Origin of the sequence: Arenimonas daejeonensis (assembly GCF_007993735.1) — a bacterium.
Taxonomy (GTDB): domain Bacteria; phylum Pseudomonadota; class Gammaproteobacteria; order Xanthomonadales; family Xanthomonadaceae; genus Arenimonas; species Arenimonas daejeonensis.
On record NZ_CP042453.1, the window covers coordinates 184,597 to 196,957 of the forward strand.

Annotated in this window: 11 protein-coding genes and 4 pseudogenes; 6 read left to right on the top strand and 9 right to left on the bottom strand. The window is 69.6% G+C overall.

The features are described from left to right. Positions 1-49 precede the first annotated feature (49 nt). A complete protein-coding gene (locus tag FRZ33_RS00925) occupies positions 50-559 on the bottom strand; it encodes an EF-hand domain-containing protein (RefSeq protein WP_158637035.1) in 510 nt (169 codons plus the stop codon). Positions 560-730: 171 nt separating this feature from the next. On the opposite strand from FRZ33_RS00925, the gene FRZ33_RS00930 reads away from it, so the two are divergent. From FRZ33_RS00930 to FRZ33_RS00940, 3 genes are all read left to right on the top strand, one after another. Next, the gene (locus tag FRZ33_RS00930; RefSeq protein WP_146907049.1) at positions 731-1,588 is read left to right on the top strand and encodes a hypothetical protein; all 858 of its coding nucleotides are present in this window, start codon (positions 731-733) and stop codon (positions 1,586-1,588) included. A gap of 251 nt (positions 1,589-1,839) precedes the next feature. Continuing rightward, positions 1,840-2,268, top strand: a complete 429-nt coding sequence (locus FRZ33_RS00935) for a hypothetical protein (RefSeq protein ID WP_146907050.1) — start codon at positions 1,840-1,842, stop codon at positions 2,266-2,268. Further along, a complete protein-coding gene (locus FRZ33_RS00940; protein ID WP_146907051.1) occupies positions 2,255-3,277 on the top strand; it encodes a GlxA family transcriptional regulator in 1,023 nt (340 codons plus the stop codon). Before FRZ33_RS00935 ends, FRZ33_RS00940 begins: the two co-directional genes overlap by 14 nt. Here the strand turns inward: FRZ33_RS00940 and FRZ33_RS00945 are convergent. Beyond that, positions 3,227-4,413: pseudogene (locus FRZ33_RS00945) on the bottom strand (acyltransferase family protein). The gene FRZ33_RS00940 and the pseudogene FRZ33_RS00945 overlap by 51 nt on opposite strands. Positions 4,414-4,564: 151 nt before the next feature. Here FRZ33_RS00945 and FRZ33_RS00950 point away from each other — a divergent pair. Then, positions 4,565-5,450, top strand: a pseudogene (locus tag FRZ33_RS00950) (LytTR family DNA-binding domain-containing protein). A gap of 6 nt (positions 5,451-5,456) precedes the next feature. Here FRZ33_RS00950 and FRZ33_RS00955 read toward each other — a convergent pair. Next, entirely contained in the window at positions 5,457-5,771 is a 315-nt protein-coding gene (locus FRZ33_RS00955) for a c-type cytochrome (protein ID WP_146907052.1), read from the bottom strand. A gap of 249 nt (positions 5,772-6,020) precedes the next feature. Beyond that, positions 6,021-6,371, bottom strand: coding sequence for a hypothetical protein (locus tag FRZ33_RS00960; RefSeq protein ID WP_146907053.1), 351 nt, complete (start codon positions 6,369-6,371; stop codon positions 6,021-6,023). Here FRZ33_RS00960 and dinB point away from each other — a divergent pair. Then, entirely contained in the window at positions 6,364-7,440 is a 1,077-nt protein-coding gene (dinB, locus tag FRZ33_RS00965; protein ID WP_146907054.1) for a DNA polymerase IV, read from the top strand. The genes FRZ33_RS00960 and dinB overlap by 8 nt on opposite strands. 74 nt (positions 7,441-7,514) lie before the next feature. On the opposite strand, the gene FRZ33_RS00970 is transcribed toward dinB, so the two are convergent. Next, complete coding sequence (locus FRZ33_RS00970; RefSeq protein WP_146907055.1) at positions 7,515-7,817, bottom strand: EF-hand domain-containing protein; 303 nt, start codon at positions 7,815-7,817, stop codon at positions 7,515-7,517. Positions 7,818-8,034: 217 nt separating this feature from the next. Further along, a complete protein-coding gene (locus FRZ33_RS00975) occupies positions 8,035-8,673 on the bottom strand; it encodes an RcnB family protein (RefSeq protein ID WP_146907056.1) in 639 nt (212 codons plus the stop codon). A 190-nt stretch (positions 8,674-8,863) separates the two neighbouring features. Here FRZ33_RS00975 and FRZ33_RS00980 point away from each other — a divergent pair, with 190 nt between their 5' ends. Further along, a complete protein-coding gene (locus FRZ33_RS00980) occupies positions 8,864-9,346 on the top strand; it encodes a YajQ family cyclic di-GMP-binding protein (protein WP_146910541.1) in 483 nt (160 codons plus the stop codon). Here FRZ33_RS00980 and FRZ33_RS00985 read toward each other — a convergent pair. The 3 genes and pseudogenes from FRZ33_RS00985 to FRZ33_RS17180 all read right to left on the bottom strand — a co-directional run. Continuing rightward, a pseudogene (locus tag FRZ33_RS00985) lies at positions 9,336-10,063 on the bottom strand (pseudouridine synthase). The gene FRZ33_RS00980 and the pseudogene FRZ33_RS00985 sit on opposite strands and share 11 nt — an antisense overlap. Next, positions 10,060-11,094 carry a class I SAM-dependent methyltransferase gene (locus FRZ33_RS15675; RefSeq protein ID WP_227977969.1) on the bottom strand — a complete coding sequence of 345 codons (1,035 nt, stop codon included), beginning with the start codon at positions 11,092-11,094 and terminating at the stop codon, positions 10,060-10,062. The pseudogene FRZ33_RS00985 and the gene FRZ33_RS15675 overlap by 4 nt, the downstream one beginning before the upstream one ends. Positions 11,095-11,379: 285 nt before the next feature. After that, positions 11,380-12,279: pseudogene (locus FRZ33_RS17180) on the bottom strand (GGDEF domain-containing protein); the annotation flags it as partial. Positions 12,280-12,361: the final 82 nt, after the last annotated feature.

Below are 12,361 nucleotides of genomic sequence, written 5' to 3' on the forward strand. Positions count from 1 at the left end.
GAAAAAGAGCGGGGCGGCCCCCCGGCCGCCCCGCAACCCCGCCCAGGACTCAAGCTTCGCGCTGCGCCTTGCGCGCTTCGTGCGCCTGGCGTGCCGAGGCACGCAACTCCTCGCGGCTCAGCTTGCCGTCGGCATCGGTGTCGATGGTGGCGAAGTTCTCGCTCCACTTCGGCATCTTGTCGCCCAGCTCGGCGCGGCTGATCGCGCCGTCGCCGTCGTCGTCCATGCCCTTGATCAGGCCACGCTGGAACGCCAGGTAGCTGTGCATGCGGTGATGGCCCTTGCGGCCGTGGTGGCGCGCCTGCGCCAGTTCCTGCTTGTCCAGTTCGCCGTCCTTGTTGGCGTCCATGCGGTCGAAATGCTTGTTGAAACGCTCGCCGAAGGCCTGGGCCTCGACCTTGTCGATACGGCCATCGGCGTCCTTGTCGGCTTCGGCGAAACGGGCGTCGGCCTTGGCCTGCCATTCGGCGCGGCGCGCCTCGCGGTCGGGATCGCCGGACTGGGCCAGGGCGACGCCGCTGGCCAGGACCAGGGCGGTGCAGAACAGGGGCTTGAACATGGTTGTCTCCGTGGAAGGCGGTCCATTCCGCCCGTGCTGGAAAAAACGTCCGGCGGCGGGTCGGGTTGACGCTGCGGTCACTGCCGGCCGGCAGCCGTTCAGGCTCGCGGCGCGCTTGCCGGCGCCACGCCGCTGCGGCATCGTCTGCTCGCCCCTGCCCGGAGACCACCGATGCGCCACGCCTGCCTGCCCCTGCTGCTCGTGATCGCGCTCGCCGGCTGCCGACCGGCGCCTGAGCCGGAAGCCCCCGCCCCTGCCGCGCCAGCGCCCGTCGCCGAAACCCCGGCGCCCGTGCCGGAAGCCGCGCCCACCGGCCAGGTGCCACGCGCCTTCCTGTGTCGCGGCAACGAACCCTTCTGGTCGCTGGACATCAGCACGGCCAGCGCCCTGCTCAAGACGCCCGAGGCGGAAATCCCGCTGATCGGCGCGCTGGAAGCCACCGGCACCGGCGCCTACACCTTCCGCGGTACCGACGAGGACGATGCGGCGGTGGTGGAAGCCATGATCACGCCGGGCCAGTGTTTCGACACCATGGCCGACGGTCCTGCATCGCCCTTCGGCGCGGTGGTGAAGCTGGCCGACGGCAACGAAGGCAGCGGCTGCTGCAGCGTCGAATTCGGCCTGGACCTGGCGGCCGCACCTGCTTTCGACGCCGCCACCGCCGGGGAAGCCGCCTGGACGCGTTACCTGGGCGAACTGTCCGAAGCCATCGACCGCTGCGCCCTGGACGGCGGCGTGGCCACCGAGGCGGTCACCGCGGCCTGGCCGATGAACCACGGCAAGGCCACGGTGCGGCTTCGCGACAGCGGCATGGATCGCTTCGACTGCCTGATCGACATGGAAACCGGCGACATCGAGTCGGTCACCCCGGCCACTGGCCAGACCCCGGTCGAAGCCGCCGGCCCGCTGTGGCTGCCGGCCCGCGACAACCCGCCGGTGCTGACCTGCGGCCGGGTGGAACGGGTGATGGACGTGGGCGACGTGGTACGGGCCTACCTGCATTACACCGAAGGCTGTCCGGCGGGCTGAGCCACCGCCGCACCCCTCCCGACGGGCCGCGCAAGCGGCCCGTCCTGTTTCCGGTGGCGGGAAACGACAGGAAACGGCGAATCAGGTTCTGGTGGCAGCGTTCGCCGGGCCGGATCCTGTCGGAAATCGCCCCGGACGGGCGGTTTGTCCGTTTTCACCCTTATAGTGGCGTTTTCGCCACTGCCGTTGGCCCCACCCCGGCGAGACGCTGTGCCTGCCCCGGACCCCACCCGGAATGCATGGAGAACCCCATGAAGCGCCTGTTCACCACTGCCCTGCTGTCCCTGACCCTGGTTTCCACCGCCACCCGGGCCGCCGCCCCCGTCGCCGACGAGGCCGTGTTCGTCGAAGGCGCGCGCTACAACGCGGTGCTCAGCCGCGGCGCGAATGCCTGGCGCCTGCTGCCCCTGCAGGGCGACGACCGCAAACTCAGCGTCGCCGAACACTGCCGGGCCGGCCTGGAGCCACCCCGCGGCCTGTGGCTGCTGACCCGCAACGCCGAGGGCCTGCCGCAGCTGGTGGCGCCTTCCGCCACCCCGCTCCCGGCCGGTCATCCCGGCCACATCCGGCTGGTCGAATGTGGCCAGCCCATCGCCGCCGACGAGGCCGTGCTCGCGCTGCCGGTCGGCCTGATCGCCTGGCTGCAGCAGAACTCGGGAACCATCTATGTCACTGACTGAAATCGCCCGCCCCCAGCAGCATTTCACCCTGGGCCTGCTGGCCATGGACGGCTGCATCCTCTCCAGCCTGACCGGACCGATGGACATCCTCCGGGTCGCGCAGAAGCTGGCGGAAGTGCGCGACCCGGCCACGACCCTGCGGCTGCAGACCGTGCTGGTCGGCGCCCGCGGCCAGGCCACGGTCAGCGGCACTGGCGGCCTGAGCATCGGACCGGTGCAACCGCCGGTCGCCACGCCGGACCTGCTGCTGGTGCCGGGTTTCATGCACTCCAGTGCCGACGACCTGCTGGAGCGCCTGCGCGGCTACGGTCCGGAAATCGAACTGCTGCGCGCCATGCACCTGCGCGGCGTGCCGCTGGCGGGCAGTTGCTGCGGCACCTTCCTTCTGGCCGAGGCCGGCCTGCTGGACGGCCGCGAGGCGACCTCGAGCTGGTGGCTGCACGCCGCCTTCCGCAAGCGCTACCCGCGGGTGAAGGTGGACATCGAACGCATGGTGGTCGAGGACGGCAACATCACCACCACCGGCGCCAGCACCGCGGTACTGAGCTACGTGCTGCAGCTGCTGGCGCGGCATGTCGATCCGGCGCTGGCCCAGCACACCGGCCGCATGATGCTGATCGACCCCGACCGCCAGAGCCAGGCGCCCTACATCAGCCTGGCGCTGACCGAACGCCCGCGCCATTCGCTGTCGGAGAAGGCGGAACATTTCCTGCAGAAGGAACTGCACCGCGAACTGAGCATCGGTGAACTGGCCGAGGCCTGCGGCACCAGCGAGCGCAGCCTGCTGCGGCACTTCCGCCAGCACTACGGCAATTCGCCGCTGGGCCACATCCAGCACCTGCGGGTGGAAAGGGCGAAGGCGCTGCTGGAGACGACCCTGCTGAGCTTCGACGAGATCGTCGAACACTGCGGCTACAGCGACTCCTCCAGCTTCCGCAAACTGTTCAAGCGCGCCACCTCACTCACGCCCGCCGACTACCGCGAGCGTTTCCGGCTGCGGGCGGCCTGAGGCCGTCCGCCGCTTGAGGCCGAACAGCGGCCGCAGCACGCCGACCCGGCGCACGAGTTCGTGGCCGAGCAGGCAGGCCACGAGCGTGCCGCCGACCACGAGCGTCGCTTCCAGCGGCGCGCCCAGCTGCATCGGCACCAGCCAGAAGGCCAGCAGCACCGTCGCGGTCTGGTGGATCACGTACCGGGGAACACCGCCTCGCTGGCGTAGGGCAGCCAGCGGAACGGGCGGTTCAAGACGTGCCGGCTCCAGGCCAGGATGGCCAGCAGCGTGGTCCAGACGAACAGGCCGCGCAGGCAGCGCATCGCCACCAGCGCCGGTTCGGGGAACTCGAGGTCCGACTTCAGCAGCGGCACGTAGACCAGCAGCATCGCCAGCGCCGCCCACAGCAGCGGCCGGCGCAGGCGCAGCAGCTCGTCCCAGAAACCGGCCGAGCGCGCGAACACGTAGCCATAGAAGAAGACGGTGAAATATTCGGCGTTGCGGAACCAGTCGTCGACGAAGTTGCGGTCGGCGTCGCCGAAGGACGGCAACAGCACGTTGAGCCAGAGCACAAGCGGCAGGGCCGGCAGCAGCACCAGCTTCCAGCCACGCAGCGCGCCGGCCCAGGACTGCGCGCGCCGTCCCGGCCCGGATTCCAACAGGGGCAGCAGCGCGGTCAGCACCAGGGTGTAGATCCAGAGGTAGGCCAGGAACCAGAGATGGTTCCAGGTCAGGTCATAACGACCCGGCTCCAGGCCGGGCGGAAACGGCTGCACGCCCCAGTAGCTGAGCATGAAGTTCCAGAACCCCGGCGCCAGGTCGCCATTGGCCACGCCCTCGCAATAGGGCTGGATCGGAACCGTCACCAGCATGCCGAACACCAGCGGGACGAACAGCCGCCAGGTGCGGGCCAGGGCGAAGCGGGCCGGCGCCCGCCAGGGCTGGAACAGGCCGATGGCCAGGCCCGAGACCAGGAACAGGAGCGGCATGCGCCAGCGGTTCATGGCCAGCATCGGCCACTGCAGCCAGTCCTGCAGGTAGCTGCTCTTGAGGTGCCACTCCCACTCGGTCACGTACAACATGCCGCAGTGGTAGGCGATCAGCGAGACGAGGGCGAGCACGCGCAGGGCGTCGATGTCGTGGCGGCGTTGCATGGGTCACTCCGTGGAAAGTCGGCGCCACACTGCCCGGGCGCGACCGCCCCGGACAGCGCGGAGGGACGCCCGGCGGGCCGCCGGGGACGAATCGCGGACCGAAGGGACGAACGGAGGCGGCCCGAACGGGCCCAGCCCCTAGAATGACGCCATGACCGACCCCGCCCCGTCCCACGCCCCCTCCCTGTACGAGCGTTACCTGCCCCACCGCCGCTGGGTCGAGATCGGCTACTGGGTCATCGCCGCGGCGGTGTCGGCCATCGGCAACACCCTCACGGTGACGATGGAGCTGACCCGGGCCGGGTACGAATTCCACCCCATGGAACCGGCGATCTGGGAGTGGAGCAGCAATCTGGTCATCCTGGCCCTGGTGCCGGCCGTGGCCTGGTTCACCCGGCGCTTTCCTCTGCACCTGGACACCTGGCGCCGGCAACTGCCCTGGTACGCGCTGGCCAGCCTGGCCTATTGCCTGGTGCACGTGGTCGCCATGGTGGCGATCCGCAAGGCGATCTACCTGTGGGCCGGCGACAGCTACGACTTCGGCTCCTGGCCACGGCAGTTGCTCTACGAATACATCAAGGACATCCGCACCTTCGCCGGGGCGGTGGTGGTGATCGAGGTCTACCGGTTCCTGCTGCGGCGCCTGCAGGGCGAGGCCCGCCTGCTCGACGCACCCGACGATGACACGCCGCCGGTGGAACCCGTCGAGCGACCGGAACGGTTCCCTGGTGCGCAAGCTGGGCCGGGAATTCTTGGTCGCCGCCAACGACATCGAGTCGCTGCAGGCTTCGGGCAACTACGTGAACCTGCGGGTGCGCGGCCGCGACTACCCGCTGCGCAGCACCATCGCGGCGCTCGAAGCGCGGCTGGACCCCGGCCGTTTCCAGCGGGTGCACCGCAGCCACATCGTCAACCTCGACCACGTGGCGATGATCGAACCGCTGGATACCGGCGACGCCCGCCTGCACCTGAAGGACGGCAGCACCCTGCCCTGCAGCCGCCGCTATCGCGCCACGCTGCGTGAACGCGTGGAGTGACCGGGCTCAGCGGCGGTCGAGGTAGGCCTTGATCGCCGCGACTTCCTCGTCGGTGAAGGCCGGGAAGCGTTTCCGGCCCATCTCGGTCATCAGCCCACTGGTGCTTTCCGTGCCGGCCTTGGTGATGCCCGTGCGCATCAGCCGGTCGAATTCCTCGGGCGTGTAGGCCTTGGCCACCGCCAGGCCGGGCGTGCCTTCCTCCGGGTAGCCGGCCAGGTCCATGCCGTGGCATTCGGTGCAGGCCACCGTGACCAAGGTAGCGGCCGCGGTCGGCTTCCCTGCGGTCGGCGCGCACCGGCGGCGACTCGGTCGGGTCGGCATGCATGTCCTCCGGGGAATATTCGCCCGCGACGATGCCGATACGGCCCAGCAGCCGGATTTCCGAGGGCGGGTGTTCGCTCGCCACCTCCGGCACTGCGCGCAGGTAGGCGATCAGGTCTGCCACGTCCTGGTCGCGCAGGCGCTGGAAGGCCTTGTTGGGCATCACCAGGGCCAGGCGGCCGTCGCGCTTCGCACCGGTGCGCAGCAGGCGCAGGAGGTGGGCGTCGGAATAACGATGCCTGGCCTCGGTCAGGTTCGGCGCCACCAGCCGGAAGGCGTACGGGACTTCGGCGAACACGCCTCCCCGAGATCGTCGCGGTGGCAGCCCCGGCAGCCCAGTATCCGGGCCAGCCGCGCGCCTTCGTCGGCATTGCCGGGCGGCAGTCGGGTGGTCGCCAGCAGCGCGGTGGCCGGCACCTGCAGCGCGGCTTCCACGGCAAGGAAGACGGCGCCATAGGCCATGCCAGCCAGTACCGCCAGCACGGACAGCGTGATCGCGACCCGGCGGATCCATTTCCAGTACTTCCCCATGCCGGAAAGAACGTGCTGCCGGAGGTCGCTCGGCCAGTGCGCGCTGCGCGACAATGCCGCCATGCTCATGCCCCGCAAGATCGTGCACGTGGACATGGATGCGTTCTACGCGTCGGTCGAACAGCGCGACGACCCGGCCTTGCGCGGCCGGCCGGTGGTGGTGGCCTGGCGCGGTGCGCGTTCGGTGGTGTGCGCGGCCAGCTACGAGGCGCGCAGGTTCGGCGTGCGTTCGGCGATGCCGGCGCTGCGGGCCGAGAAGCTGTGCCCCGAGGCGGTGTTCGTGCCACCGGATTTCGTGCGCTACAAGGCGGTGTCGCGCCAGGTGCGTGAAATCTTCTCCCGCCACACCGACCTGATCGAGCCGCTGTCGCTGGACGAGGCCTACCTGGACGTCACCGTGAACAAGCTGGGCCTGGCCAGCGCGACGGCGGTGGCCGAAGCCATCCGCGATGCAATCCGCGAAGAGACGAAGCTGACCGCCTCGGCCGGCATCGCCCCGAACAAGTTCCTGGCCAAGATCGCCAGCGACTGGCGCAAGCCCGACGGCCAGTTCGTGATCAAGCCGGCGATGGTGCTCGACTTCCTGGCGCCGCTGCCGGTCGGCAAGCTGCCGGGCGTGGGCAAGGTGATGGAGGCGAAGCTGGCGCAGCTGGGCATCGGCTCCGTGGGCCAGCTGCGCACGCACGGCGGTGTCGAGCTGGAACGGCGGTTTGGCCGCTGGGGCCGGCGCCTGCACGAACTCTCGCTCGGCATCGACGAACACGCCGTGGAAAGCGAGCGCCCTACCACCCAGGTCTCGGCCGAAGACACCTTCGCCACCGACGTACCGCTGGAAGCCACCACCGAAGCGATCACGCACCTGGCCGGGAAAGCCTGGGCCGCGGCGACGCGCGAAACCGACCGCAGCGGCCGGACCGTGGTGCTCAAGCTCAAGACCTCCGACTTCCGCATCCTCACCCGCAGCTTCACGCCGCAGCAGCCGCCGACTTCGCTGGAACAGGTGGTGGCGATCGCGCTGGAACTGCGTTCGCGGGTCGAACTGCCGGCGCGCACCCGCTACCGCCTGGTCGGCGTGGGCCTGGCCAACTTCCGTCGCCACGAAGAACTGCCGCCGCAGCCGGAACTGTTCGGCCCCTGACCGGGACCGGCCGCCAGAAAAAACGGGCGGCCCGAAGGCCGCCCGTGTGCTCCACGTGGGGGACGTGTGCCGGTTTACTCCTCGGCTTCCTCCTCTTCCGGCGGGTCCTGGTAGGCGTTGAACTCATCGCGGCTCAGGCGCGAGTCCTGGTTGCTGTCGGCGATGGCGAACTGCAGGGACAGCTCATGCTCGACCGGGATGTCGGTCTTGCTCACGTAGCCGTCGGCATCGGTGTCGAGCTGTTCGAAAGTGACCTCGGCGGGGGCCGATGGGATCATGGCCGGGTCGGTCGGGGGCGTTGTGGCGCTGGCGAACGCGGCACCGGACAGGGCCAGGGTCAACGAAGCGGCAAGCGCCGTCGAGTTGAACTTGTTCATGTCGCACTCCTTTCGCTTGGGGGAATGAAGCCTCGGGCTTCGATGCCACCATGCAACAACGAAAACAACCCGCGCTGAGTAAAAAGTAATCGTTGCGTTAGCGCCGTTGAATGGTCAGAACATCCCCGCACCGCGGTCTGCAGCGTTCATGGTTTCCGGATGAAGGAAGGGCCGGCATGGCCGGCCCTTCATATCTGCCGTGGTGACGCGACCGGGATCAGTGGTACACGCCGTACAGCGCGTCGAGGATCAGGCCGGTCGCCAACGCGACCAGCACCACGTCGCGGTCCACGCGCACCCAGCCGTAACCGTAGGGCGGCGGCGGCAGGTGGTAGTGGCGGTAGTCCACGTAGTAGTGGCGCTGGTAGTACGGCGCCGGCAGGCGGTGGCCTACGCGCCAGTGGTACGGGCGGTAACCGTGCGGATGGACGTAACGCGCCGGCGCGCGATAGCGGTACTGCGGATACCAGTGGTAGCCGTTCCAGCGGCGGTCGTTGTGGCGCACGTAGTTGCCGTGGCCGCCGCGGTAGTCGCGGTAACGGTTGTCGTGGTGGCCGCGGTTGTCGTGACGGGCATACCTGTAGTCGTCGCGGCGGTCGTCACGGCGGTCGTAGCGGTGGTCGCGGTTGTCGGCGCGCCAGTCCCGGCGGTCGTTGCGGTAGTCGTGGCGTTCGCTGCGGTTTTCCTGGCGGTGGTCGCGGCCGTCGCCGCGATGACGGCCCTTGTCGCCCTGGCGCCCGCTGTCCTGCCAGGACGGCTCGCCACCGGCCCGGCGCTTGTCGACGTCGGCAGCCACCGGCAACGCGGTCGCGCCCGCCAGCAGCAAGCCCAGTGAAGCCATCATTATCTTGTTCATCTTCCACCTCGGGGTCAGCCGTGGATCGGGCCTGCATCCACGGGGCGGACGTTGCACCCCGCGTCTGAATTCGGTTTGAATGTCTCCTCCTGTCCCGGGCACTGTTGCCCGCCAGTCAGGTTGACCGGCCTGCCCCCGGACCCGACCGCGGTTTAGAATCGGTCTCCGTCCCCACTATCACGCCGCCGCCATGCCCTCCTTCGACGTCGTTTCGGAAGTCGATAAACACGAACTCACCAATGCCGTGGACACCGCCAACCGCGAGCTCGGCAACCGCTTCGACTTCAAGGGCCAGGACGCGAGCTTCGAGCTCGACGGCTTCGTGGTCATGCAGAAGGCGCCCAGCGACTTCCAGCTCAAGCAGATGCTCGACATCCTGCGCGCGCGCCTGGTTGCCCGCGGCATCGACATCCGCTGCCTGGAGGCGGCCGAGCCCGAGGTGAACCTGGCCGGTGCGCGCCAGAAGGTCACCATCAAGCAGGGCATCGAGCAGAAACTGGCGAAGAAGATCGTCGCCACGCTCAAGGAGGCCAAGCTCAAGGTCGAGGCCCAGATCAACGGCGACAAGCTGCGGGTCAGCGGCAAGAAGCGCGACGACCTGCAGGAGGCGATGGCGTTGCTGCGCAAGGCCGAGCTTGAGATCCCGCTGCAGTTCGACAATTTCAGGGATTGATCTGGAGCGTCGGGGCTGAAGCCCCGAAGATCGCCGCGCGGTCGGTTTCGCCCAGTTCCGCCAGGCCCCGGGCGCCATGTCGCCCAGACCCAGCCCACCCAGCGAATGCCGGTGCAGTGTTTCGACGTGGTTGCCGACCGCCGCGAACATGCGCCGGATCTGGTGATAACGGCCCTCGACCAATGTGATTCGCGCGCGCCTGGGCGCCAGTGCCTCGAACCCGGCCGGCGCCAGCGGCGTCTTCTCCGACTCCAGCAGCAGCGTGCCGCTTCCGAACACCTCGGCCTCGTCGCCGCGGAAATCCTGCGCCAGCGTCGCCTCGTAGACCTTGGGCAAGTGCGACTTCGGTGAAGTGATCCGGTGCAGCAACGCACCATCGTCGGTCATCAGCAGCAGGCCCGAAGTGTCGCGGTCGAGCCGGCCGACGGTGGACAGCACCGGATCACGCAGGCGGAAGCGCGGTGGCAGCAGGTCGTACACGACGCGGCCGGGATCCTTGGTCGAACAGGTGTAACCGGTCGGCTTGTGCAGCAGGATCAACAGCCCCGCCGGCGGATCCAGCGGCTCGCCGTCCACGCGCACGTCGGCATGCGCGATCGCGTCGTCGGCATACAGCACCTCGCCCTGCGGGTCGGTGATGCGGCCTTCGCGGAACATCAGGGCCACCTGTTTGCGGCTGCCGTAACCCAGGTTGGCGATCAGCTTCACCAGTTTCATGCCTTCACCGCCTCGATCACCTTGAAACCTTCGTGTTCCCGCACCGTGCGCATCGAGGAAAACCCGCGCGCCAACGCCTGTTCGTAGGCCAGGTGCCGGTTGGCCACCAGCCAGAAGCGGCCGCCCGGCCGCAGCGCGCGCGCCGCCGCGGCGATGAAGGCGCGCCCGAGTTCGGGATCGTCGGCGCGTCCCTGGTGGAAGGGCGGATTGGACACGACCACGTCATAGCCGCCGCCGGGCAGCCCGGCCGCGACGTCGTGCCAATGGAAGGACAGCGGCACCTGCGCGCCCGACAGGTTTTCACGCGCCAGCGCCAATGCACGCGCTTCCGCTTCGTACAGGTCCAGCGCCGTGATGCCGGGGCAGCGCGCCAGCAGTTCCGCCGCCAGGTAACCCCAGCCGGCGCCCAGGTCGGCGGCACGTCCGGCGAGATCGGCCGGAAAACATTCCGCCAGCAGCGCCGATGCCGCGTCGATGCGGTCCCAGGCGAACAGGCCCGGCCGGCTGCGGAAGCGACCGTCGGCGATCGGGCGCGGCGCATCCAGCGCCAGCCACTCGTCCGCCAGTCCGCGGTCCACCGCATCGCCCAGCGGCGCGGTCCAGCAGACCCGGCAGTGACGCTTGGACAGGCTGTGCACCGGACCCGCAAGCCGCACCAGGTCGTCCTCCATCGAGCGCGCGCCTTCCTTGTTGGCGGCGCAGGCCACCACCACGCCACCGGCCTCCGCCTGGGCCACGGCGCGCGCCAGCAGGGCGCGCGATTCGTCGCGCTGGCGCGGCGACAGCACCAGCACCCGCGCGAAACGCCCCGAATTCGATTCCGACACCGCCAGGCCATCGCGCTCCAGTGCCTCGGCCCAGGGTTTGAAGCTCTGCTCGCAGACCGGGCGCTGCCGGCGGGCGGCGTTCAGCGCCACGCCGGCGCGCGCGCGCAGGAACAGCGTCCCACCCGGCGCCGGCCACGAGAGGGCGCCGGCATCGAACGGCAGGAACAGCACCTCGAGGGCAGGATCGTCGGCGAACGTGGCCAAGGCGGGGCTCCGCGGGAAAGGCGGCAATTCTAGCCCTGCGCGCTCAGGCGTCGGCGCGGATCGCCTGCACGCGGTTGCGGCCATGGGCCTTGGCTGCATACAGGGCCAGGTCCACGGCGCGGTACAGGCCGTCGGCATCGCCGTGTTCCGCCGGATCGAAGGCGCCGATGCCGATGCTGACCGTGAGGTCCAGGCGCCGGCCTTCGCATTCCAGCGGCCGCTGCGACAAGTCGAACCGGAAGGCCTCGGCCGTGGCCACCGCCACCCCGGATCGCCGGGCAACAGCACGCCGAACTCTTCGCCGCCCAGCCGCGCCAGCAGGGCCCCGGGCGTGGGCAAGGCGCGCTGCAGCCGGTCCGCCACCGCCACCAGGCAGGCATCTCCGACGACATGGCCGAATTGGTCGTTGACGCGCTTGAAGTGGTCGATGTCCAGGATCAGCAGCGAAAACCCCTCGCCGCCCGCCGTGGCCTGCTGCGCGGCGGCTTCAAGCCGTGCGGTGAAGTGCCGGCGGTTGAACACGCCGGTCAGCGGATCGGTGCGGCTGAGCTGCTCGTACAGGTCGCGCTGCTCGCGCAGGGCCTGGTCCAGGTCCAGCCGGCGCCGGTATTCGGCGTGGCTGCCCAGCAGCGCCCCGACCAGGTACAGCGCGTAGAAGGACATCGCGATCGCCAGCGCACGGTGCAGCGGATCGGCCCACAAAACCACCAGCACCGGCACGAACAGCAGTGCCGCGCCGATCGCCGACAGCGTGCGCACGGTCGAGTACATGTTCACGAACACGGTGGCGTAACCGATGGTGGCGATCAGCGCGACCAGGCGTGCACTGCCGTCGAACCGCGGGTCCAGCAGGATCCACACCTGCACCGCCGACCACAGCGCCGGCGCCAGCGGCAGCACCAGCGCGTATTGCTTCAACCAGCGCCGGTTGGCCGCCGTGTCGGTCGTGCCCGGCGGCCGCAGGCGCAGCCGCAGTACGCCCATGGCCAGGAAAGCGGCGCCGATCGCCAGCGTCGCCGCGGGTTCGAAGTCGTAGGCATGGCCGAGCAGGGCCACCACCGCCCAACCGAACAGGTAGAGGAAACCCGCCAGCTTCGAGCGCTGGTAGGTGTCGGCGACCACCTGGCTGCGCCGCCAGTCGCGTGTGCCGGTCCTGGTTCCGGTATCTGGTGTATCCAGCGACATCGCTCTCCCCGGCGGCCAGCACCGCGGTACCGGCCCAGCGGCCACAGTCGGCCAGGGCGCCAGCTCCGTCAAGCGGTGGCCG

Bases quoted from the DNA above. Each gene is read 5' to 3' on its own strand.
- FRZ33_RS00955 (WP_146907052.1), bottom strand. From the start codon at position 5,771: ATGCCGACCCGACCGAGTCGCCGCCGGTGCGCGCCGACCGCAGGGAAG.
- FRZ33_RS00935 (WP_146907050.1), top strand. From the start codon at position 1,840: ATGAAGCGCCTGTTCACCACTGCCCTGCTGTCCCTGACCCTGGTTTCC.
- FRZ33_RS00980 (WP_146910541.1), top strand. From the start codon at position 8,864: ATGCCCTCCTTCGACGTCGTTTCGGAAGTCGATAAACACGAACTCACC.
- FRZ33_RS00975 (WP_146907056.1), bottom strand. From the start codon at position 8,673: ATGAACAAGATAATGATGGCTTCACTGGGCTTGCTGCTGGCGGGCGCG.
- FRZ33_RS00970 (WP_146907055.1), bottom strand. From the start codon at position 7,817: ATGAACAAGTTCAACTCGACGGCGCTTGCCGCTTCGTTGACCCTGGCC.
- FRZ33_RS00940 (WP_146907051.1), top strand. From the start codon at position 2,255: ATGTCACTGACTGAAATCGCCCGCCCCCAGCAGCATTTCACCCTGGGC.
- FRZ33_RS00930 (WP_146907049.1), top strand. From the start codon at position 731: ATGCGCCACGCCTGCCTGCCCCTGCTGCTCGTGATCGCGCTCGCCGGC.
- dinB (WP_146907054.1), top strand. From the start codon at position 6,364: ATGCTCATGCCCCGCAAGATCGTGCACGTGGACATGGATGCGTTCTAC.
- FRZ33_RS00925 (WP_158637035.1), bottom strand. From the start codon at position 559: ATGTTCAAGCCCCTGTTCTGCACCGCCCTGGTCCTGGCCAGCGGCGTC.
- FRZ33_RS00960 (WP_146907053.1), bottom strand. From the start codon at position 6,371: ATGAGCATGGCGGCATTGTCGCGCAGCGCGCACTGGCCGAGCGACCTC.